The organism is Streptomyces sp. NPDC001668, from assembly GCF_042893155.1.
Classification (GTDB): Bacteria; Actinomycetota; Actinomycetes; order Streptomycetales; family Streptomycetaceae; genus Streptomyces.
Window position 1 is genome coordinate 543,010 of record NZ_JBIAUQ010000002.1, and the last position, 21,417, is coordinate 564,426.

18 protein-coding genes and 1 pseudogene are annotated in these 21,417 nt (G+C 71.7%); 9 read left to right on the forward strand and 10 right to left on the reverse strand.

Features of this window, described 5'->3' with window-relative positions:
• Positions 1 to 113 precede the first annotated feature (113 nt).
• A complete protein-coding gene (locus tag ACFYZ8_RS07910) occupies positions 114 to 1,754 on the forward strand; it encodes a serine/threonine protein kinase (RefSeq protein WP_388531427.1) in 1,641 nt (546 codons plus the stop codon).
• Here the strand turns inward: ACFYZ8_RS07910 and ACFYZ8_RS07915 are convergent.
• The gene (locus ACFYZ8_RS07915; RefSeq protein WP_388531425.1) at positions 1,746 to 3,176 is read right to left on the reverse strand and encodes a serine hydrolase domain-containing protein; all 1,431 of its coding nucleotides are present in this window, start codon (positions 3,174 to 3,176) and stop codon (positions 1,746 to 1,748) included. The genes ACFYZ8_RS07910 and ACFYZ8_RS07915 overlap by 9 nt on opposite strands.
• Before the next feature lie 86 nt (positions 3,177 to 3,262).
• Between ACFYZ8_RS07915 and ACFYZ8_RS07920 the strand changes: the two genes are divergently transcribed.
• The 4 genes from ACFYZ8_RS07920 (at position 3,263) to ACFYZ8_RS07935 (ending at position 6,673) form a co-directional block, all read left to right on the forward strand.
• The gene (locus tag ACFYZ8_RS07920; protein ID WP_359036820.1) at positions 3,263 to 4,234 is read left to right on the forward strand and encodes an LLM class F420-dependent oxidoreductase; all 972 of its coding nucleotides are present in this window, start codon (positions 3,263 to 3,265) and stop codon (positions 4,232 to 4,234) included.
• 94 nt (positions 4,235 to 4,328) lie between these two features.
• Entirely contained in the window at positions 4,329 to 5,384 is a 1,056-nt protein-coding gene (locus ACFYZ8_RS07925; protein ID WP_388531423.1) for a hypothetical protein, read from the forward strand.
• Positions 5,385 to 5,445: 61 nt separating this feature from the next.
• The gene (locus ACFYZ8_RS07930; protein WP_359036824.1) at positions 5,446 to 5,883 is read left to right on the forward strand and encodes an SsgA family sporulation/cell division regulator; all 438 of its coding nucleotides are present in this window, start codon (positions 5,446 to 5,448) and stop codon (positions 5,881 to 5,883) included.
• A 97-nt stretch (positions 5,884 to 5,980) separates the two neighbouring features.
• On the forward strand, positions 5,981 to 6,673 hold the full coding sequence (locus ACFYZ8_RS07935) for a DUF2238 domain-containing protein (protein WP_359036826.1): 693 nt from the start codon (positions 5,981 to 5,983) through the stop codon (positions 6,671 to 6,673).
• On the opposite strand, the gene ACFYZ8_RS07940 is transcribed toward ACFYZ8_RS07935, so the two are convergent.
• Both ACFYZ8_RS07940 and ACFYZ8_RS07945 read right to left on the reverse strand, forming a co-directional pair.
• On the reverse strand, positions 6,594 to 7,079 hold the full coding sequence (locus ACFYZ8_RS07940) for a DUF6328 family protein (RefSeq protein WP_359036828.1): 486 nt from the start codon (positions 7,077 to 7,079) through the stop codon (positions 6,594 to 6,596). The genes ACFYZ8_RS07935 and ACFYZ8_RS07940 overlap by 80 nt on opposite strands.
• Before the next feature lie 83 nt (positions 7,080 to 7,162).
• Positions 7,163 to 8,146, reverse strand: coding sequence for an aldo/keto reductase (locus ACFYZ8_RS07945; RefSeq protein WP_388531420.1), 984 nt, complete (start codon positions 8,144 to 8,146; stop codon positions 7,163 to 7,165).
• 202 nt (positions 8,147 to 8,348) lie between these two features.
• On the opposite strand from ACFYZ8_RS07945, the gene ACFYZ8_RS07950 reads away from it, so the two are divergent.
• Complete coding sequence (locus ACFYZ8_RS07950) at positions 8,349 to 9,995, forward strand: cholesterol oxidase substrate-binding domain-containing protein (RefSeq protein WP_388532116.1); 1,647 nt, start codon at positions 8,349 to 8,351, stop codon at positions 9,993 to 9,995.
• A 92-nt stretch (positions 9,996 to 10,087) separates the two neighbouring features.
• Here the strand turns inward: ACFYZ8_RS07950 and ACFYZ8_RS07955 are convergent.
• From ACFYZ8_RS07955 to ACFYZ8_RS07985, 7 genes and pseudogenes are all read right to left on the reverse strand, one after another.
• Positions 10,088 to 10,721: pseudogene (locus tag ACFYZ8_RS07955) on the reverse strand (hypothetical protein); the annotation flags it as partial.
• A 111-nt stretch (positions 10,722 to 10,832) separates the two neighbouring features.
• Positions 10,833 to 11,504 carry a response regulator gene (locus ACFYZ8_RS07960; RefSeq protein ID WP_388531418.1) on the reverse strand — a complete coding sequence of 224 codons (672 nt, stop codon included), beginning with the start codon at positions 11,502 to 11,504 and terminating at the stop codon, positions 10,833 to 10,835.
• Positions 11,501 to 12,772: a sensor histidine kinase gene (locus ACFYZ8_RS07965; protein ID WP_388532114.1), complete on the reverse strand. Its 1,272-nt coding sequence runs from the start codon at positions 12,770 to 12,772 to the stop codon at positions 11,501 to 11,503. The genes ACFYZ8_RS07960 and ACFYZ8_RS07965 overlap by 4 nt, the downstream gene beginning before the upstream one ends.
• Before the next feature lie 194 nt (positions 12,773 to 12,966).
• Positions 12,967 to 15,099 (reverse strand): MMPL family transporter, encoded by a 2,133-nt coding sequence (locus ACFYZ8_RS07970; RefSeq protein ID WP_388531416.1) that lies wholly within the window; start codon positions 15,097 to 15,099, stop codon positions 12,967 to 12,969.
• A 385-nt stretch (positions 15,100 to 15,484) separates the two neighbouring features.
• Positions 15,485 to 16,069, reverse strand: a complete 585-nt coding sequence (locus ACFYZ8_RS07975) for a TetR family transcriptional regulator (protein ID WP_388531415.1) — start codon at positions 16,067 to 16,069, stop codon at positions 15,485 to 15,487.
• Positions 16,070 to 16,512: 443 nt separating this feature from the next.
• Positions 16,513 to 17,991 carry an MFS transporter gene (locus tag ACFYZ8_RS07980; protein WP_388531413.1) on the reverse strand — a complete coding sequence of 493 codons (1,479 nt, stop codon included), beginning with the start codon at positions 17,989 to 17,991 and terminating at the stop codon, positions 16,513 to 16,515.
• Positions 17,992 to 18,084: 93 nt separating this feature from the next.
• Positions 18,085 to 19,296, reverse strand: a complete 1,212-nt coding sequence (locus tag ACFYZ8_RS07985) for an FAD-dependent monooxygenase (RefSeq protein ID WP_388532112.1) — start codon at positions 19,294 to 19,296, stop codon at positions 18,085 to 18,087.
• A gap of 340 nt (positions 19,297 to 19,636) precedes the next feature.
• Between ACFYZ8_RS07985 and ACFYZ8_RS07990 the strand changes: the two genes are divergently transcribed.
• The 3 genes from ACFYZ8_RS07990 to ACFYZ8_RS08000 all read left to right on the forward strand — a co-directional run bounded on the left by ACFYZ8_RS07990 (position 19,637) and on the right by ACFYZ8_RS08000 (position 21,396).
• Positions 19,637 to 19,993, forward strand: coding sequence for a tyrosinase cofactor (locus tag ACFYZ8_RS07990; RefSeq protein WP_388531411.1), 357 nt, complete (start codon positions 19,637 to 19,639; stop codon positions 19,991 to 19,993).
• A 32-nt stretch (positions 19,994 to 20,025) separates the two neighbouring features.
• Entirely contained in the window at positions 20,026 to 20,850 is an 825-nt protein-coding gene (locus tag ACFYZ8_RS07995; protein WP_388531409.1) for a tyrosinase family protein, read from the forward strand.
• A 93-nt stretch (positions 20,851 to 20,943) separates the two neighbouring features.
• Positions 20,944 to 21,396: an SRPBCC family protein gene (locus ACFYZ8_RS08000; protein ID WP_359036845.1), complete on the forward strand. Its 453-nt coding sequence runs from the start codon at positions 20,944 to 20,946 to the stop codon at positions 21,394 to 21,396.
• The last annotated feature ends 21 nt before the right edge of the window (positions 21,397 to 21,417 follow it).

The window sequence follows — 21,417 nt, forward strand, 5'->3', positions numbered from 1 at the left end:
AACCGAGCAACCGGAAAGCGGATTCCATCGGTTGACGATTTGATTGAACGCACCCCGCCGCACCCCCCGTACCTCTGTGAAAGGTGAGAGCCAGGGGTTCAGCGAGGGATGACATGGTCAAGGCGCACGTCTCCACACACGAGTTGGTCGCCGGACGGTACCGGCCCCTGGACGTCCTGCACCGCGAGACCAACCGGACCTGCTGGTACGGCGAGGACGTCGCGACCGAACGCCCCTGTCTGCTCACCCAGATCGGGCTGCCCGCCGGCACGGACGAGGAGACCGCGCTGCGCACCGCCGCGGGAGTGGTCCGGATGTCCAAGACCATGCGGGTGCTCTCCCCCGGCCGGATCGCCGCGGTCGTCGACGCCGTCGCGCAGGGGGGCGTCCTGTGGACCGTGACCGAGCCGGTCGACGGCGTCCCCCTGGGTGAACTCCTCGGCCCGCAGGGCACCTTCGACCATGTGCGGGCGGCCCGCGTCGGCCTGGAGCTGCTGGAGGTCCTGGAGGCGGCGCACGGCGAGGGCATCACACACGGCGAACTCAGCCCGGGCCAGGTGTTCGTGCACCACCAGGGCTCCGTCGTCGTCACCGGGTGGGGCCTGGCCGGGGCGACCCTGGCCCCGAGGCTCTCGGCACCGTCGTACGCCTCCCCCGAGCAGGCCCGGGACGAGCGCATCGGGCCCGCCGCCGACCTCTGGGCGCTCGGCGCGATCCTCTACACGCTGGTCGAGGGCCGTCCGCCCTTCCGTGACCGCGACCGTCCCGCGGCCACCCTGAAGGGGGTCGACCGGCTGCCGCTGAGGGCCCCGGTACGCGCCGGGCCGCTCACCCAGACCGTGCAGGGGCTGCTGCGCAAGAACTCCCAGGAGCGGCTGAGCCGCAGCGCCGTACGGAGCGCCCTCCTCCGGGTCCTCGACGAGGATCCCCACACCGCTCCGCCTGAGGAGCCCAGGCCCCGGCTGCGCGTCCTGCACGGCGTGGCCCCGAGCCGCGGCAGCCGGCTCCTCATCGCGGGAACCGCCCTGGCCGTGGTCACGGTGGCCGCCGCCGTCCTCGCGGTGACCAAGGTGCTGCCGGACGACGACGGTACGACGACCGGCGAGGCGCCCGTCCCCTCCCTGACGGCCTCCGCCTCCGCCTCCGCGCCCGCCCCGGCACCCGCCGTCCCGACCCCGTCGGTCTCCGCCTCCGGAAGCCGCACCGACGAGAGCTCCGGCGCGCCCCCGACGCCGGCCCCCACACCCACGCCCAGCAGGACCGCCTCGCCGACCGCGGGCACGGGACTGCCGCCCGGATACAGCGTGTACCGCTCCCCCGAGGGCTTCTCCGTCGCCCTCCCCAAGGGCTGGAAGGCGCTGGAGACCCAGCGCCAGGCCGACATCGCCTACCGCGTCACCTTCGGCGCCTCCGGCGACCCGCGCACGCTCGCCGTCACCTACAGCAAGGCGGTCGGCTCGGACGCCGTGGCCGTGTGGCGGGACGACGTGGAACCGGAGCTGAAGGACCACCCCGGCTACGAGCGCCTCGGTGACATCCGGGCGACGACCTACCAGGGCCGCGAGGCCGCCGACATGCAGTGGGTGGAGCGGGTCGACGGCACCCGGGTGCGCACCTTCGGCCGCGGCTTCCTCATCGGCGGGGGCCGCGGCTACTCACTGCGCTGGACGACCCCGGCGGCCGACTGGAACGACACCGCCGACCGGCAGGCCCTGGACACCTTCCTCAGCACCCTCCGCGTGCCCTCAGACTGAGCGCGGCGCCCGCACCCGCCGCAGCGGACCGGCGTGCAGGGGCTGGGTGCGCCAGCGCGCGGTGAACGTCCGGTCCGGGAGCGAACACGTCACCAGCAGATGGTGCGGGGTCTCCAGGAACGCCAGGTCGACGACCAGGGTCTCCGCGTCGGTCCAGCCGCCGCTCACCGCGACGGGCAGGGGCTCGTCGGCGACCGTCCAGCCGCCCTCCCCGGTACCGAACCCCAGCTCCAGCCGGTCGCCGTCGTCCACGACGGTCAGCCGGCCGCCCGGATCCACCTCGATCTCGGTCAGGGTCGGCTGGTCGGCGCACAGGCCGCCCTCGGGAGTGAAGGCGGCGGCGTTCCACTCCTCCGCTCGCTCCGCGGGGGCGTGCTTGCCGTCCCCGGGCGGCAGGGCGAGCCGTGCCAGACGGTCGGCCAGGGCCGCGTCCGCCGCCTCGCGGCCGGGCAGCGGGCCGTCGGCGAAGGCGGGGAGCAGGTGCTCCCAGGCCAGGTCCAGGACCCTCTGCATGTCCACGGTCTCCGAGGTGATGGCGAGCACCGCGTCCTGTTCGGGCAGCACCACGCAGAACTGCCCGTAGGCCCCGTCCCCGCGGTAACCGTGCCGGGCCATCCAGAACTGGAAGCCGTAGCCCTGCTGCCAGTCCGACCAGCCGGCCACCGGCGGCGCCTCTTGCGTGATCTGGGCCCGCGTGGCCTCGGCCACCCACGACTCGGGCAGCAGCCGCTCGCCCTCCCACACCCCGCCCCGCAGATACAGCAGGCCGAGCCGTGCGATCGCGTCGGTCGTGGCGTGCAGCCCGCTGAAGCCGAGCTCGCGGCCCTTGCGGTCGGCGATCCAGGCCGCCTCGCCGATGCCGAGCGGGTCGAACAGCCGGGGCCGCAGGTACTCGGTGAGCTTCTGGCCCGTGACCCGCTGGACGATCGCGGCCAGGGTGTAGGTGGCGGGCTGGTTGTAGGCGAAGACGGTGCCCGGGTCCCGGTCGGGCGGGATCAGCAGGAAACCCCGGACGAGCTCGTCGCGGTCCTCGGCACGCGCCCGGTCGAACGTCTCCTCCGCGTGTCCGCTGGCCATCGACGCCACATGCCGTACGAGCATCGCGCGGCTGCGCGGGTCGGTGATGTCGGCCTCGAACTCCGGGAAGTACGAGATCACCGGGTCGTCCAGCCGGATCAGCCCCTCGGCGACGGCGAACCCGGCGGCCGTGGACGTGAAGCTCTTGCTGAGCGAGTAGAGGAGCTGCGGCCGGTCCGGGGCGTACGGCGCCCACCAGCCGGAGGCCACGACCTGGCCGTGGCGCAGCAGCATCACGCTGTGCGGCTCGAGGTCCGGTTCGGCTTCGAGGGCGTCGAGGAAGGCCTGTATGCCGGCCGCGTCTACGCCCTGGGCGGCGGGGGTGCTCGTGGGCAGGGAACTCATACGGGCATCCTCCCCCGTTCACCGGCCTTGATCGAGAGGGCCCGGGAAGCCCGTTTTCCCTTCCGGTCACCGGGGACCCGGAACCCATGGTGCAAATCGGATACACGATGATGACCGAGCAGGCGGGCCCCCGTGAGCTGGTGGGCCATGTGGTGCGGGCCGAGGAGGCGGGCTACGACTTCTCGGTGACCTCGGACCACTACTTCCCGTGGCTGCGCTCGCAGGGACACTCGCCGTACGCGTGGAGTGTGCTCGGGGCGGCCGCGCAGGCCACCTCGCGCATCCCGCTGATGACGTACGTGACGTGTCCGTCCTTCCGCTACCACCCGGCGGTGGTGGCGCAGAAGGCGGCGACGATGCAGCTGCTGTCGGAGGGCCGGTTCCGGCTGGGACTGGGCTCGGGCGAGAACCTCAACGAGCACGTGGTGGGCGGCGGCTGGCCGTCGGCCGACGTACGGCACGAGATGCTGGAAGAGGCGGTGGAGATCATCCGCGCGCTGTTCGGGGGCGGTCATGTGAACCACCGCGGGAAGCATTTCGACGTGGAGTCGGCCCGGCTGTGGGACCTGCCGGACGAGCCGCCGCAGATCGGCCTGGCCGTCTCCGGTGAGCAGTCCTGCGAGCTGGCCGGCCGGCTCGCCGACCTGGTCATCGCCACGGAGCCCAAGGCGGGCCTGCTGGAGGCGTTCGACCGGCACGGCGGCGAGGGCAAGCCGCGGGTGGGGCAGCTGCCCGTCTGCTACGACACCGACCGGGACACGGCGATCAAGCGGGCGCACTCGCAGTTCCGCTGGTTCGGCAACGGCTGGAAGGTCAACTCCGAACTCCCGCACCCGGACTCCTTCGAGTCGGCCACCCAGTTCGTCACGCCGGACGACGTGGCGGCGTCGATCCCGTGCGGTGACGACCCCGACGCCTTCGTCGAGGCGGTACGGCCGTACGCGGAGGCGGGTTTCACCGAGATCGCCCTGGTGCAGATCGGCGGCGACTCGCAGCCGGAGTTCCTGGACTGGTCGGAGAAGACGCTGCTGCCCGCGCTGCGCGGCGCGTTCGCCTGAGCGGGCCGGGCTGCCGGGGCGGTCCCTGGGGGTGCAATAGGCTTCCGGTCCGCACATCGTGCGGTCCGTACGAGCCTGCCCAGGAGACACACCCGTGACCCTAGCGATCGACCCGTCCGACACGTCCTCCGAGGTCCCGGCCGAGACGTCCGGCGCGCCCTTGTCCGACCTCGTGGCGCGGGACGCCCGTGAGTTCGGGGTGTACGCGCGGACCGGCGGATGGGCCTTCGGCCTGATGGTGGCGCGCAGTGTCCGCCCCGGCGGCCAGGGCGCGGACGAGACGCCGAAGGTGTCCGCGAAGGAGTTCGCGGAGCTCGCCGGCTGTTCGCCCGAGCGCGTCATGCGCTACTACAAGGCCTGGGACCGGGCCGCCGACGACGGCATGGTCCCGCACTTCGAGGCCCTGGCGCCGGGCCAGGAGGTGGAGCTGCCGGACGCGGACGTGTGGCTCAGCTACTACGTCTCCCGCAACAGCGCCACGTCCGAGCGCGGCACCGCCATCGCCGAGGCCGCGGAGGCCGAGGGCATCCGGCCCACCAAGGCCCTGGAGGTCGCGGAGAACCCGACCGCGCTGCGCGCCGCGATCCTCGCCGACCCCTCCACCGCCCGGGCCGCGCGCAGCGCCCTGCTCGACCGCATCAAGGAGGACCCCGAGCTCCAGGCCTCCCTGGCGCGGGACGTGGTGCGCACGGACGACCTGAAGAAGGCCGTGGCCACCGAGAGCAGGGCGGCCGACCGGATCGGCTACGTGCGCCAGATCGCCGAGTCCGGGCAGGTGAGGACCCCGGCCGGGCAGACCATCGACGCGCCCGTGGACCTGCGCCAGGAGGCCGAGCGGCATCTGTCCCTCCTGGAGGAGCTGGAGGAGGACGAGGACACCGGCGAGTGGGCGGCCGAGGCCTTCGACACCATGAAGTCCCTCGTCGCCGAGGCCGTGGAGGCCGATCCCGAACTCCGGGTCCAGGAGCGGCGGACGAAGTTCTACAGCAGCCTCCAGAAGGCCACCAAGGCGTTCGAGGAGCTGACCTTCGACGACGCCCAGGACTTCTACGAGGACGACATGGTCCAGCAGCTGGAGGAACTCCAGCAGGCCATCGCCGCGTGCATCACGTCCTTGCGCGGTGCGAAGGGGAATCACCCGGAAGGCTGAGCATCTTGGCCGTGGAAGGGGTACTAGAGGGCTCTACGTCGTTCTCCCCGGAGGCCTCCAGGTGAACTCCTTCGTCCACAGGACCGCGCACAAGACTCTCGTCGTGCAACTCCAGGCGGGCGGTACGGGCCGTTGTCCCGTGCTCGCCCACCTGGGGTACGACGCGGCTGACCCGTTCGCCGTCACCGCGGTGTTCAGCCATGACGGCCGGGTGCTGGCGCGGTGGCGGCTGGACCGGGAGATGCTCGCCGAGGGCCTGTGCGGCCCCGTCGGGGTCGGGGACGTGCGGTTCAGCCCCGTCTCGAGCGGTGTCTGGGAGGAACTGCGCATGGAGTTCTTCGGCGACGCCCGCCCCGACGGCGGCCGCCAGCACGCCGTGGTCTTCGCCTGGGCACCGGCGCTGGCGTCGTTCCTGCGCGAGACCCGCGAGATCGTGCCGCCGGGCAAGGAAGAGGTCAGAGTCGACGACTTCCTGGCCTCGGTCATCGCGGGCGGCTGAGACGGGGGCCGCAGCGCACGCGGCCTGAGTAGCCGTACTCATGCCGCCGCCGTGCCCCTGCCCCGACGATGAGGGCTCCTACGACAAGGAGCCCCTCATGACCGCTGTCCGACGGCCCCTGCCCGCGCTGCTCTCCGTGGCCGTGGTCGCCGCGCTGGCCCTGTCCGCCTGGGGCCCGCGCGATCGCACGACGTGGTTCCTGGAGACCGTGTGGGTCCTGGTCGGCCTGCCGCTGATCGTGCTGACCTGGCGCCGCTTCCCGCTGACCGACCTGCTGTGCTGTCTGCTGGCGGTCCACGCGCTGGTGCTGATCGTGGGCGGCCACTACACCTACGCGCAGGTCCCGCTCGGCGACTGGGTGCGGGACACGTTCGGCCTCGACCGCAATCCCTACGACCGTCTCGGCCACCTCATGCAGGGTTTCGTGCCGGCGGTTCTCGTACGGGAACTGCTCAGCCGTACCTCACCGCTGCGGGGCAGCCGCTGGCTGGCGCCGCTGACGGTGTGCGCCTGTCTGGCGTTCAGCGCCGTCTTCGAGATGCTGGAGTGGGCGGCCGCCGTGATCGGCGGTCAGGCGGCGGACGCCTTCCTGGCCACCCAGGGCGATGTGTGGGACACCCAGTGGGACATGTTCTGCGCGCTGATCGGTGCCACGCTGTCCGTGCTGTCGCTGAGCCGTCTGCACGACCGGCAGCTGAAGGGGCCGCACATCACTGCGTCGTGTAGCGGCGCCGGGTCCACAGGGGCACGGCGAACCAGCACACCAGATACCAGGCCACTACTGCCGTGACGAGCCAGGGCACCCAGTCGTCATGGGTGGCGACCCGCAGGATCAGCAGCAGCGCCGCCGTCATCGTGGTCAGCAGGAGGACCAGCCCGACGAAGGTCAGCCGGGAGGCGATCCGCACGGCCTGGGGTTTGATGCGCCGCCCCGAGACGAGGCGGTGCAGGGAGACCGGCCCGATGAGTGCTCCGGTGGCGCAGGAGCCGAGGACGACGGTCACGATGTAGATGACCTGGTCGGTGTGGGTCAGGTGGGCGTACTTCGGGGTGAACACCACGGTGAGCAGGAAGCCGAACAGGATCTGCACACCTGTCTGCGCGACCCGTATCTCCTGGATGAGCTCGCCCCACATGCGGTCCGCGCGCTCGTCCTCGGTCTCGTCGCGGCCTGTCCGTCTCCCCGTCTCCACCATGCGGTACGGGTATCCGGTGGGTGATCGTTCAAACGGCGCGGCTCCGGGAGCGGCGAGCGGCCGGGTCCCGGAGCCGGGCGGGGTCACCAGCGGTTCTCGACCTGGTCCTTGATGCGGCGGTCGTAGAGGTCGCGGATCGCCGCGAGGGTGTCCTCGGACAGCGGCGGCAGCTTGGCGGCGGCCGCGTTGGCGCGGGCCTGCTCGGGGTTGCGGGCGCCGGGGATGACGGTGGTGACGCCGGGCTGCTCGATGATCCAGCGCAGGGCGAGCTGGGCCGGGGTGTAGCCCTCGGGGGCCAGCGCGGAGAACTCGGCGGCGGCCTCGACACCGGTCGTGTAGTCCACGCCGGAGAAGGTCTCGCCGACGTCGAAGGCCTCGCCGTGCCGGTTGTAGGCGCGGTGGTCGTTCTCCGGGAAGACCGTGTCCTTGGTGTACTTGCCGGACAGCAGGCCGGAGGCCAGCGGGACCCGGGCGATGACGCCGACGCCCGCCTCCTGTGCGGCGGGCAGCACCTCGCGCAGCGGCTTCATGCGGAAGGCGTTGAGGATGATCTGCACGCTCGCCACACCCGGCCGGGCGATCGCGGTCAGGGCCTCCTCGCAGGTCTCGACGCTGACGCCGTAGTGCGCGATGCGCTCCTCCTCGACCAGGGTGTCGAGGGCGTCGAAGACCTCGTCCGTGGAGTAGACGGGCGTCGGCGGGCAGTGCAGCTGGACCAGGTCGATGCGGTCGACGCCGAGATTGCGGCGCGAACGGTCGTTCCAGGCGCGGAAGTTGTCGAGGACGTAGTTCTCGGGGATCTGGTCGAGGCGGCGGCCCATCTTCGTCGCGACCAGCACATGCAGGTCGGGGCGGCCGCGCAGGAAGGCGGCGATGGTCTGCTCGCTGCGGCCGTCGCCGTAGACGTCCGCGGTGTCGAAGAAGGTGACCCCCGACTCGGCGGCCGCCTCCAGCACGGAGAGGGCTTCCTTGTCGTCGACATCTCCCCAGTCGGCCCCCAGCTGCCAGGTGCCGAGTCCGACGACGGATGCGTGCTGCTGCGACCTGCCGAATGTGCGCTCGTCCATGGCGTCAGTCTGTCATCCGTCGCCGACTTGCGCGGAACCGGTCGCTCCGGGTCAGGACCTGTGAATGTTTCACTCACATGGGTGACACGTTTCGACGTAGGGCATGCACGTGTCAACATCCGCCTAGCGTGACCCCGTGACCGATCGTGCAGTGAGCAACCACCCGCAGGACACCCAGGCCTGGACCCGTCGCGGCTTCCTCATGAGTGCCGCCGCCCTGGCCGCCGTACCGATGCTGCTGCCGGCCGATCCGGCGGCCGCGGCCGAGGAGCTGCCCGACTTCCCGGCCGGCGTGGCCCTGTACCGCTCGGCGTACCGGAACTGGGTCGGGGAGATCACCGCCGACGGGCTGTGGGCCTGTGCGCCCGCCGGCCCGGACCAGGTGGTCGACGTCGTCAACTGGGCCTGGCGGCACGGCTGGCGGGTCCGCGCGCGAGGCTCCTCGCACGGCTGGTCGCCCCTGACCATCACGGAGGGCACCGCGTCGGACGCACCCGTCCTCCTCGTCGACACCGCCTCCCACCTCACCGGTCTGTCCCTGGACTCCGCCTCCGCCGTGCGGGCCGGCACCGGCGTCACCCTGGAGGCGCTGCTCACCTATCTGGAGGGACACGGGCTCGGGGTCACCGCCGCGCCCGCGCCCGGTGACCTCACCCTGGGCGGCGCGCTCGCGATCGACGCGCACGGCACCGCCGTTCCGGCCGCCGGGGAGCAGCGGCTGCCGGGGCAGACGTACGGCTCGCTCAGCAATCGCGTCCTGTCGCTGACGGCGGTGGTGTGGGACGAGGACAGCGGGGCGTACGTGCTGCGCACCTTCGGCCGCGCCGAGGCCGACAGCGCGGCCCTGCTCACCCATCTCGGGCGGACCTTCGTCACCGAGGTCGTGCTGCGGGTCGGTGCCGACAGCAATCTGCGGTGTGTGAGCCGGGTCGACATCCCGGCCGCCGAGCTCTTCGCGGCGCCGGGCGTCGGCGGGCGGACCTTCGCGAGCTTCCTGGAGGAGGCCGGGCGGGTCGAGGCGATCTGGTTCGCCTACACGGAGTTCCCCTGGCTGAAGGTGTGGAGTGTGGCGCCGACCAGGCCGCTCACCTCGCGGCGCGTGACCTCGCCGTACAACTACCCCTTCTCCGACAACGTTCCTACCCTGGTGGCGGATCTGGCCGGGCGGATGGTGTCCGACGCCGCCTGGTACCTGGCGCCGGTGCTCGGGAACGCGCAGCTGGACGTGGCGACCGTGGGGCTCACGGCGACGCTGTCGGCGGACATCTGGGGGCCGTCCAAGAACACGCTGCTGTACATCAGACCGACGACACTGCGGGTGACCGCGAACGGGTACGCCGTCCTGACGAGCCGGGGTCAAGTGCAGCGGGTCGTCTCGGAGTTCACGGACTTCTACCGGGAGCGGCTGGCCGCGTACACCGCTCAGGGGAAGTTCCCGGTCAACGGGACGGTGGAGATCCGGGTGACCGGACTCGACGACCCGGGCGAGGTGGAGTCGGAGGGGGCTCGGGCTCCGCTGCTCTCCGCGTTGCGCGCGGATCAGGAGCATCCCGAGTGGGACACGGCGGTGTGGCTGGACATCCTGACGCTGCCCGGGACGCCGTACGCGGAGGCCTTCCTGCGGGAGATCGAGCAGTTCCTGTTCGACGGCTACGAGGGGACGCGGGTCGAGTGGTCCAAGGGCTGGGCCTACACGGACGATGCCGTGTGGGCGGACGAGGAGGTGCTGGGGACGACGATCCCTGGGTCCTTCGGTGAGGCGGTGTGGGGGCAGGCGGCCGGGGTGCTCGACCGGCTGGACCCGCACGGGGTGTTCGGCAACGCCTTCCTGGACCGCCTCTTCCGCTAGCCTCCGCGTTTCGGTGAGGAGTGATCAGCCGGGCTGATCACGGCGAACCGTGTCTGCTGGCCGCTTGCCGTCGGGCGGTGAGGGTGTGCCGGTCAGGTCGCCGGCCGTGGCAGGGTGGCGAGGCGGGCGAACGCTCTGACGAGCTCGTCTCGCCTGGGCCAGGTGGCGAGTAGGTCGACGGCGGTCGGAGCCGGCTCCAGCCAGGCAGCGTTGATGGCGAAGTGGCGGGAGGGGAAGCGGCCGAGGCCGGTGTTCTTGCCGCGGCGGATGCGGTCCTCGATGCGGGCGAGCGCACGGTGGCGGACCTCCAGATGCTGGAGGGAGCCTTCGCCGTGGGGGTGTCGGTGCGGAAGACCTGGTGGCGCATGCCCTCGTCGAGACCGAACAAGGACAACTGGGCGCCGGGATGTGGGCGCTCGCGCCGGACGATGATCCGGGTGCCGTCCGGGTGGTCGGGCAGGGCACGGATTGCGCGTCGGACTGGTTCGGTGACGACTGCGATGTGGTCGGCGGCGGTGTTGGCGTGGCGTCGAGGTCCAGGACCAGGCTCGGCAGGTCGCGGCCACCGGCGCGGGCTGCGGGTTTGCCGCCGGTGGTCTCGGCGGCCTGGAGCCAGGCCATCTCCCGGGCGACGGTTCTCGCCGAGCGCAGGCGAGTGAGTGCGGCCGGACCGATGTCCGCGAGTAGGCGCCAGGCGGTCGCAGTGGAGGCGACAGGGCCGAAAACCCTCGGCCAGGCTGGTGACAGAGCAATGCCCGTGCAAACACAGGGAGTTGAGGGGCCGCACAACCGGCCGAGTCGGAACGCAATCTGAACCCGCCCCGAAGTCGGCCCGACTCAGACGGTCCCAGGTATCACAAGCCCCGACTCGTACGCCACGATCACCAGTTGCGCCCGGTCCCGCGCCCCCAGCTTGCCCATGATCCGGCTGACATGGGTCTTCGCGGTCAGCGGGCTGAGTCCCAACGCGTCGGCGATCTCAGGGTTGTTGAGACCGCGCGCGACCAGCGCGAGCACCTGCCGTTCCCGTTCGGACAGCCCGCTCGGCCCGCCCACCGCGGGTGTCGCCCCGGTGTTCGGCGCGCGCAGAAAGCGGGCGATCAGCCGCGAGGTGGGACCGGGCGAGAGGAGGGACTCCCCCGCGGCCACCGTCCGGATGGCGTCGAGGAGTTCGGCCGGCCTGATGTCCTTCACGAGGAAGCCGGACGCCCCGGCCCGCAGTGCCTCGACGATGTTCTCGTCGGTCTCGTACGTCGTCAGAACGAGCACCTTCACCCCCGCGAGATCCTCGTCGGCGGCGATGAGCCGGGTCGCCTCGATCCCGTCGAGGTCGGGCATGCGGATGTCCATCACGATGAGATCGGCCCGCGCCGACCGGGCCAGCGCCACGGCCTCCCGCCCGGTGCCCGCCTCGGCGACGACCTCCATGTCGCCTGCCGACGAGACGAGCATCGCGAAGGAGGCCCGTACGAGGTTCTGGTCGTCGGCCAGCAGCACGCGGATGGTCATCGAACCTCGTCCTCCCGGGACAGCGGCAGTGTGGCGGTCACTTCGAAGCCTTCGGCGGGCCCCGGGCCGGCGTCCAGTGTGCCGCCCACGCTACGGGCCCGCTCCCGCATTCCGATGAGCCCGAACCCGGGCATGCCGTCGGACGGGCCCGCTCCGCCGCCCGAGCCGTCGTCCCCGCCCGTCCCGTCGTCCCTGACGCTCACCCGCAGTGCGCCGTCCGCGGTCCACAGACCCACTCGCACGGTGAGGTCCTCGCGGCCGCCGTGACGTACGGCGTTGGTGAGCGCCTCCTGCACGATCCGGTACGCGGCGGCGCCCACGGAGGGCGGGATGTCGTCCGCGCGGACGGACAGTTCGACCTTGGCCCCGGCCACCCGGCCGGTCTCCGCGAGATCGGCCAGTCCGTCGATCCCGGGCAGCGGCCCCCGCATGTCCTCGGCCCCGGAAACAGAGCCGGACACGGAACCGGGCCCCGCCCCCGGATCCGCGCCCACTCCCACGACTGTGTCATGCGCCCGCAGCACCTCCAGCGTCGTACGCAGTTCTGCCCGGGCGGTCCGGCAGGTCCCCGCGATGTCGTCCAGTGCCCGGGCGACGGCCTTGCGGTCGAGGCGCTCGGGGTCGGCGGTGAGCACGTGGGCCGCCACGGACGTCTGCACGCCGATGAGCGTGATGCTGTGGGCGAGCAGGTCGTGCAGGTCACGGGCCATCCGCAGCCGCTCCTCGGCGACGCGGCGCCTGGCCTCCTCCTCCCGGGTGTGTTCGGCCCGTTCCGCTCGCTCGACGATGGAGGCGACGTACCAACGGTAGTAGCGGACGTCGATACCTATGAACAGGACCGCGATGATCCAGCCGGAGATCTCCAGGGCATCCAGCGCCCCGTCCGAGTTGGTGAGGCCGTTGCTGATCAGTGTCGGGACGAGGACGGCGACACCGGTGGGCAGCGTGCGGCGTACGGTGCCGGTCGCCGCCACGGTGTAGAGCGCCAGGACAATCGAGGGGGCGGGCAGGGCAGGGTTGTAGTCGAAGGCGTAGTACGGAGCCATGCAGGCCACCACCCCGAGCAGGGCCACCAACGGACTGCGCCGCCGCCATACGAGGGGCACGTGCCCGGCGAGCAGCAGCGTCCAGCCGAGATGGTCGGGCCGGATCCCTTCGCCGCCCGTACGGGCGAGGGCTACGGCCGGCACGGCGACGCACACGGCGAGGACCGCGTCGTTGCGGGTGCGGTGCGGTGCGGTCAGCGGTTCGCGGTTGACGGCGGACATGATGCGCTCGGCGCGACGGGACCATCCGCCGCCACCGGCCGCCGTCTCCGCCGCCGACCGGTCGCGTACCCCGGTGGTCGTTCCCCGTTCTTCCACGGCTCCAACTTCCGGTACTCGTGCGGGAACCCGGGCGCCCCTACGGAAGGAGAGGCGCCTGGGCGGGCCCGCCGGATCAAGGTGCACGATCGGCGTGCTCAGGGGGCACTGACGGTTTCCGGCTGCCGGGGCGGCTCGTTCGGTCCGCTCCTTCCGCTCGTCCCGGCCGGTCCGGCCGGTCCGGGCTGCCGTGAGAGCACGCCCGGCCACCACACTTTCCGGCCCAGGGCGACGCCGGCACTGGTCACCAGATACGTCCGTACGAGGAAGGTGTCGAGCAGGACGCCGACGGCGATCACGAAGCCGAGCTGGACCAGCTGTACCAGGCCCATGTTCGTCAGCACGGCGAAGGTCGCGGCGAGGACGAGTCCGGCGGAGGCGATGACGCCGCCGGTGGTGCGCAGTGCGGTGAGTGCCGCCGTGGCCGGTTCCGCTCCCGCCAGGGACTCCTCCCTCATCCGGTGCATGAGGAAGATGCCGTAGTCGACGCCGAGGGCGACCAGGAACACGAAGGACAGCAGTCCGAGCCCCGGATCGGTGCCCCCCAGGCCGAGGAGCGGTTCGAAGACCAGTCCGCCGATGCCGAGGGAGGCGCCCCACACCGCGACGACCGCGACCACCAGGAGCAGCGGTGCGACCAGACTCCGCAGCAGCCCGATCAGGATGAGCATCACGAAGACGAGGACGAGCGGTACGACGATCTTCGTGTCCCGGGCGTTGGTGTCCTCCAGGTCGATCTGCTGGGCGCTGTCCCCGCCGACGTAGGAGCCCTTCAGTTCGTCCCGCAGGGACTTGATGGTGGTGGTCTCCCCCGCCGACTGGGGTGCGCTCTTCGCGAAGACGGCGATCTCGGTCCAGCCGTCTCCCGTACGCCCCTTCTCCGCGCTGCCGACGCCCGGTGTGCCGCGGACGGTCGCGAGGGTCTCGTCGGCGCGCCCCTGCGGGGTGATCACGTCGATGGGCTGGCTGCCGCTGTCGGGAAAGGACTTGGCGAGGGTCTCCATCGCGACGACGGACTCCGGCTTCTTGACGAAGGAGTCCTCCTGCTTGAGCGCTCCCGGCAGGTTGAACGAGCCGAGGGCGAGGGCGCCGAGCAGTACGGCACCGCTCGCGAGTACCGTCAGCGGCCTGCGTCCGGCGGAGCTGCCCATCGCCGAGAACAGGCTGCGCCGCTGCTTGGGCGTGCTCCCGAAGGCGGGCACGAGCGGCCAGAACACGCGCCGTCCGACCACTACGAGGATGGCGGGGAGCAGGGTCGTCATCGCGATCAGCGCGCACAGCACGCCGACGGCGCCGAGCGGGCCCATGCCCCGGCTGCTGTTGAGGTCGGCGGCGAGCAGGCACAGCAGTCCGGCGGCGACGGTGCCGGAGGAGGCGAGCACGGCGGGCCCGCAGCCGCGCAGGGCGGCGACCATGGCCTCGTACGGTCGCTCGACGCGCCGCAGCTCCTCCCGGTAGCGCGCGATGAGCAGCAGCGCGTAGTCCGTGCCCGCCCCGAACACGAGGATCGTCATCACACCCGAACTCTGCCCCGAGACGGTCGTGCCGAAGGCCTGGTTGAGGCCGTAGGCGACGCCCATCGACATGTAGTCGGCGATCCCGGCGACGAGGAGGGGCACGAGCCACAGCACGGGGCTGCGGTAGATCAGGATCAGCAGTACGGCGACGACGGCGACGGTGGTGTAGAGCAGCGGTCCGCCGAGCGAGTCGTAGACCGCGCCGGAGTCGGTGGCCAGCGCGCCGGTGCCGCCCACGTCGACGCTCAACCCGCCCTCGTCCTGGGCGACTTCGCGGACGTCGTTGACGAGCTTGTCCTGCTTCTCCTCGTCCGCCCCGGGCTCGTTGCTGGCGACCGGGTACATCAGGGTCGTGCCGTCCTTGGACGGAATCCCCTTGGGAGCACCGCCGATCAGCTCGTGCTGCCGCGTGATCTCCGCGACCTGCCCGGCCGCGGTCTTCCGGTCGGCGGCGCTGAGCCCGCCGTCCCGGTGGTAGACGAGCACCATCTCGGTGGTCTCGCCACCGGGCAACTTCTCCTCGATCTTCGCCGCTTGCGTCGAGTCCGCGCTCGCCGGCAGGTAGTCGGTGACCTTGTCGTGCTGCACGCTGCCGAGCTTCGCGGCGAACGGCCCGACGAGCGCGATCACCGCAATCCACAGCCCGAGCAGCGCCCATGGAACGGCTCGCCCGCGCCCCGGCCTCGTCGTAGCGGTTGTCTCTCCGGCCCTCATCGACCGATCTCCCTCCGGGTGACGTCTGCTTCGGTCCCCAGACTTCCGGTGAGAACCACGGCTTTCGTCGGGCGGGAGGGCGAGGTGACGCGTACTGCCGGGGGTGACGGCGGGTGCGGATTACTCCCTGGGGAGTAAGCGGCGGACGGCACGCCGCCCCGGAAGGGGTGCGGGGCTGTTGCGATCTGCGGCTACCGCCGCGATGGGGGGTCCTCCGCTGCGAGGGCGCGAGGGGCCCGGGCACACCCGGGGCTCCCGACGGCAGGTGGGCGCCGGCGGGTCCAGGGTCTCGTGGAATTCCATGGCCAGGCTGGGCCCGCAGGGTTCGCCTAAGATCCGGCGCCCCATGCGGAGGGCCAGGTCGGACTGACCACTCCGTGACAGGCTAGGGCGTCAAGTGGGCCTGCACCGTGGGGGCGTAGCGGTCCACCAACTCCTCCACCGCGGTGGCCCTCAGCTCGGTGCCCCGGGCGATGCCGTACATCACACCGAGGCCCAGGAGAGTGCCCACCGCCAGTTCGGCGCGCAGGGCGGCGTCGGGGCCCGGCAGGCGCCGCGCGAGGCGATCGACCACCTGGGCGCGGAAGTTGACGCGCAGGATGTCGCCGTGTTCGCCCTGGACGGGGGCGAAGGCGATCCGGAGCAGGGGGTCGGCGCCGCGTTCGATCTGGCCGGTGAGGACGTGACGGACCATGTGGCGGCCCAGTTCGTCCAGAGGGGCGTCGAGCAGGTCCGTCGCGTCGGACTCGAAGGACATGACGCGGGCGAACAGGGCGTCCTTGTTGCCGAAGTACTTCACGATCAACGGCGGGCTGACACCCGCGCGTTCGGCGACCGCCTTGAGGGTGATGTCGGCGTGCGGGGTGCGGACCAGCAGGTAACGGGCCGCCCGGAGGATGGCGGCCTTGGTCGCCTCGGCGTCGCGGCGGGCGGGCGTGCTCGTGGGGGGCGTTGCGCTCACGGCACTCATGCTCCCTCCCTCGCCCCGCCCCGCGCGCCCCGGGTACGGCCCCTGTCCCGGCGGGCCTTCTCGGGCGCTGGCGTGGATTCGCCCGAGAGGGCCGGCGCCGCACCCCGAGACCGGCAATCCCGCTGCGGGCGCACTGCACTCACGCCACTCACGCTCCCTCCCTCGCCCCGCCCCGCGCGCCCCGGGTGCGACCCCTGTCCCGGCGGGCCTTCTCGGGCGCTGGCGTGGATTCGCCCGAGAGGGCCGACGCCGCACCCCGAGACCGGCAATCCCGCTGCGGGCGCACTGCACTCACGCCACTCACGCTCCCTCCCTCGCCCCGCCCCGCGCGCCCCGGATACGGATCGTGTCCCGGCGGGGCCCCTCGGGGACGAAGCCGCCCGGGACGACCGGCGCCGCAGCCGGATACCGGCAACACCGCGGGCGCACTGCACTCACGCCACTCACGCTCCCTCCATCGCCCCGTCCCGCGCGCCCGGGGTGCGGCCCCTGGCCCGGCGTACCTTCTCGGGTGTGGAGTCGCCGGGGATGGTGAGTGCCGCCGCGCAGGCCGCGAGGGCGACCGCGCCCGCCATGGCGAAGGCCAGCAGGTAGCCGTGCAGGGTGGGGACGGGCGCGCCGCCGACCAGGCTGGTGTGGTGGACCAGCACCGCCGCGACCGCCGCGCTGGAGGTGGCCTGGCCGATGGTGCGCATCAGGACGTTGACGCCGTTGGCGGAGGCCGTCTGCTCGGCCGGGACGGCGCGCAGGATCAGGGTGGGCAGGGCCGAGTAGGCGAGGGTGGTGCCGGTGGACACCACGGTCGCGCCCAGGATGACCATCCACAGGTCGCGGCTGTCCGCGATGCGCAGCGCGTAGCCGCAGGCGATGACCGCGGCGCCGAGGGCGAGTGTGATGCGCGGGCCGCGGGACGCGGAGATCCGGGCCGAGAGCGGTGAGAACAGCAGCATGGTCACGCCGCCCGGCAGCAGGCACAGGCCGGTGGCCACGATCGACAGACCGAGTCCGTAGCCGGTGGCCTTCGGCGCCTGGACCAGTTGGGCCGTCACCAGGGAGTTGGCGTAGAACGCGAAGCCGGTGAGCAGGGCGGCCACGTGGGACAGGCCCACGCGGGGGCGGGTGACGAGCCGCAGGTCCACCAGGGGCTGTTCGGTGCGCAGTTGGCGCCACCACCACAGGGCCAGGACGGCGACGGACGCCACGAACAGGCCCAGGACGCGGGGGCTGGTCCAGCCCCACTGCCCGCCCTGGGACACCCCGAGCAGCAGGCTGACCAGGCCCACGGCCAGGCCCAGGGCGCCCGGCACGTCGAAGCGGCCCGGCTGCCGTACCGGCGACTCGCGGACCGCCCACGACACGGCCGTGACCCCGAGGGCGCCGAGGGCGCTGGTCATCCAGAACATGGTGTGCCAGTCGGCGTACTGGACGACCATCGCGGCCAGCGGCAGGCCGAGCGCGGCACCGATGCCGACCGTGGAGCTCATCATCGCGACCGCGGAACCCCGGCGCTCGGGCGGCAGTTCGTCGCGCAGAATGCTGATCGACAGCGGCACCACGGACGCGGCGGCACCCTGGAGGGCACGGGCCGCGATGAGGACGGTGATGTCGGACGACAGGGCGCACATCACCGAGCCGACCGTCATCAGGGCGAGGGCGCCGGTCAGCACCCGGCGCTTGCCGTACATGTCACCGGCGCGGCCGAGGACCGGGGTGAGGACGGCTCCGGACAGCAGGGTCGCCGTGACCATCCAGGAGACGGCGCCGGCCGAGGAGTGCGTCAGCCGGGGCAGGTCCGGCAGCAGGGGGACCACGACGGTCTGCATGACGGCCATGAGCGTGCCGCACATCGCCAGGACCGGCACGGTGAGCCGGGTCCGCAGACCTGCTGGGGGTGGCGGGGATATCGGGCCCTGCTGGTCCATCGGCGCTCCGGATCCGCTACGGAAAGGGCGGGTGAATGACAATTCACTTTAGCGGTGAATCGCCATTCACCCAACACTTTCCGAGGCGGCGGGCTACTTGCGGGAGGCCAGCTCCCGCGCGTGCACGCCGCGGGCCACCTTCGGGCCCAGCCAGCGCTTGAGTCTGCGCAGCGCCTCCAGCCGCTCGGCGGCCCTGTCGATCCGGTAGTAGAGCTGCGGCGGCACATGGGGCAGCAGCGGCGAGTGCCGCTGGCCGAGCAGGGCGAACATCTGCTCCGGGGGCAGGCCGATGTAGCGCGGCAGGTTCTCGTACCACTGGGCGCTGTAGCGGGCCGCGCTCTGGATGGAGAGCAGTTCCGACGTGCGCTGCCGCTCGTAGCGGGCGAGTGCCTGCCCGAGGTCGGTGTGCGTGTGCAGGGCGTCGGCCAGGGCGATGGCGTCCTCCAGGGCGAGGGTGGTGCCGGCGCCGATGGAGTAGTGGGTGGTGTGGGCGGCGTCGCCGAGGAGGACGAGGTTGCCGTGGTGCCAGGTGCGGTTGGTGAGGGTGCGGAAGGTCAGCCACTGAGCGCTGCCGGAGCCTGCGGAGCGGCCGATCAGGGGATGGCCGTCGAGGATGTCGGCGAACAGTTTCTCCAGCAGGGCGAGCCCTTCGCCCTCGTCGGCGCCGTCGAGACCGAGGCCGGTCCAGGTCCGCGGCGCGCACTCGACGACCACGGTGCTGCGCTCGGGGCTGAAGGCGTAGCCGTAGCACCAGATCCAGCCGTGGTCGGTCTCGACGAAGGCGAAGGTGAACGAGTCGAAGACCTTGCTGGTGCCGAGCCAGATGTAGCGGTTGCGGCCCTCCTTGGTCTCGGCGCCGAAATGGTCGGCGTGCCCGGTCCGCAGGGCACTGCGCACCCCGTCGCCGGCCACGACGAGGTCGGCCGCCGGGAGGTTCCCGTGCGTGATCTCGTGCTCGAACTCCAGTCGTACGCCCAGGGAGCGGGCCCGCGCGGCGAGGATCTCCAGCAGACGGTGGCGGCCGATGCCGAAGCCCTCGTCGCTGGGGCGCCGGGTGACCAGGTCGCGCACCCGGGCCTCGCCCTCGTTCCAGGTGACCGAGGCCTCCTCGATGGCCCGGGCCGACTCGGGGTCGTGGGCGTGGAGCTTGTCGAGCAGTCCGCGCCAGTAGGTGACGCCCCAGCCGTAGGTGGCGCCCTCCGCGTTGCGCTCGTGGACCGTGATGTCGTGGGACGGGTCCTGCCGTTTCAGCAGGATCGAGAGATACAGGCCGGCGGGCCCGCCGCCGACGCAGGCGACCTTCACACGCACCCCTAGAAGTTACCCAAAGCTGTCAATTGGCAACGCAGAGTAGCAGTCGGGCGGTGCGGGCCCCGTACTCCGGTTCGCGCCACTTTCGGCGCGTGAGGGGGGCCACTGCCAGCAGGTTCGTCCGCAAAGGATCATCGGATCCATGGCTCACGGGAGAAGGAATTCCTCCGTCCGGGTTCCCGAAAGCCCTCTCCACAACAAGATCATCTTCGTTCAACGCTGTACGACATGTAGGTAATTGTCTGGATCACGGCCAACCGGCCACGAGCGATTTCTCCCGCTCTCACCAGGGCCGATAGGCATGCGGAGTCCGTCAACTCAGGAGGTACACCGCATGCCGGAACTCACCCGCCGTACCGCGCTCACCGCGACGGCCGCCCTCGCCGCGGCGACCGTCGCCGCCCCGCGCGCGTCCGCCGAGGAGCACCACCACAACTCCCCCGATGCCTTCGACGAGGTCTACAAGGGCCGCCGGATACAGGGCCGGCCCGCCGGGGGCCACCACGGCGGCCACCACGGCGGCTACCGGGTGACGGTCGACGGCGTGGAGCTGCACCTGATGCGCAACGCCGACGGCACCTGGATCAGCGTCGTCAGCCACTACGACCCGGTGCCCACCCCGCGCGCCGCCGCGCGGGCCGCCGTCGACGAGCTCCAGGGCGCACGGCTGCTGCCGTTCCCCACCAACTGACCGCCCCGCACGCCTCTTTGGAGCACCCGCACATGACCGTCCGCAAGAACCAGGCCGCCCTGACCGCCGACGAGAAGCGGCGGTTCGTCGCCGCCGTCCTGGAGCTGAAGCGCAGCGGCCGCTACGACGCGTTCGTCACCACGCACAACGGCTTCATCATGGCCGACACCGACAACGGCCCGCGCACCGGCCACCGCTCGCCCTCCTTCCTGCCCTGGCACCGCAGATTCCTGCTCGACTTCGAGCAGGCCCTGCAGTCGGTGGACTCCTCGGTGACGCTCCCCTACTGGGACTGGAGCACCGACCGCACCCCACGCGCCTCGCTGTGGGGTCCCGACTTCCTCGGCGGCACCGGACGCAGCCGGGACGGCCGGGTGATGGACGGCCCGTTCGCCGCGGACGCCGGCAACTGGCCGGTCAACGTCCGGGTGGACGGCCGTACGTATCTGCGGCGCTCGCTCGGCAGCGGCGTACGGGAGCTGCCGACCCCGGGCGAGGTCGAGTCGGTGCTGTCCATGGCGACGTACGACATGGCTCCCTGGAACAGCGCGTCGGACGGCTTCCGCAACCATCTGGAGGGCTGGCGCGGGGTCAATCTGCACAACCGGGTCCACGTCTGGGTGGGCGGGCAGATGGCGACCGGGGTCTCCCCCAACGATCCGGTTTTCTGGCTCCACCACGCCTACGTGGACAAGCTCTGGGCCGAGTGGCAGCGGCTCCACCCGGACTCCCGCTATGTCCCCGCCGCCGGGACACCCGATGTCGTCGATCTCGACGAGACCATGCGGCCGTGGAACGACGTGCGCCCCTCCGACCTCCTCGACCACACGCGTCACTACACCTTCGACACCGAATAGGAACCGAAGAGGAGTCGTCTTGCGCCGGTTTGCCCTCCTGGCCATGCGGTACCCGCGCGTCACACACCGAGAGGACGAAGGAGGGATTCACCCGTGTCGCAGGTCGAGGAATCCATCGAGGTCGGCGTGCCGGTGCACACCGCCTACAACCAGTGGACGCAGTTCGAGACCTTCCCCGAGTTCATGAGCGGGGTCGAGCGCATCGAACAGCGCACCGACACGCTCACGCACTGGGTGACCAACGTCAACGGGGTGCACAGGGAGTTCGACGCGGAGATCACCGAGCAGATCCCGGACGAGCGGGTCGCGTGGACCACGATCGCCGGCGAGGCCAAGCAGGCCGGTGCGGTGACCTTCCACCGGCTCGACGAGAGCCACACCAAGGTGATGCTGCAGATGGACTTCCATCCGGACACCATCACCGAGAAGGTCGGCGACAAGCTCGGCTTCGTGAAGCGGCAGACCAAGGGCGACCTGGAGCGCTTCAAGACGTTCATCGAGGAGCGCGGACAGGAGACCGGCGAGTGGCGCGGGGCGGTCATCTGACCGTCGCGCCGCGCACCGGTC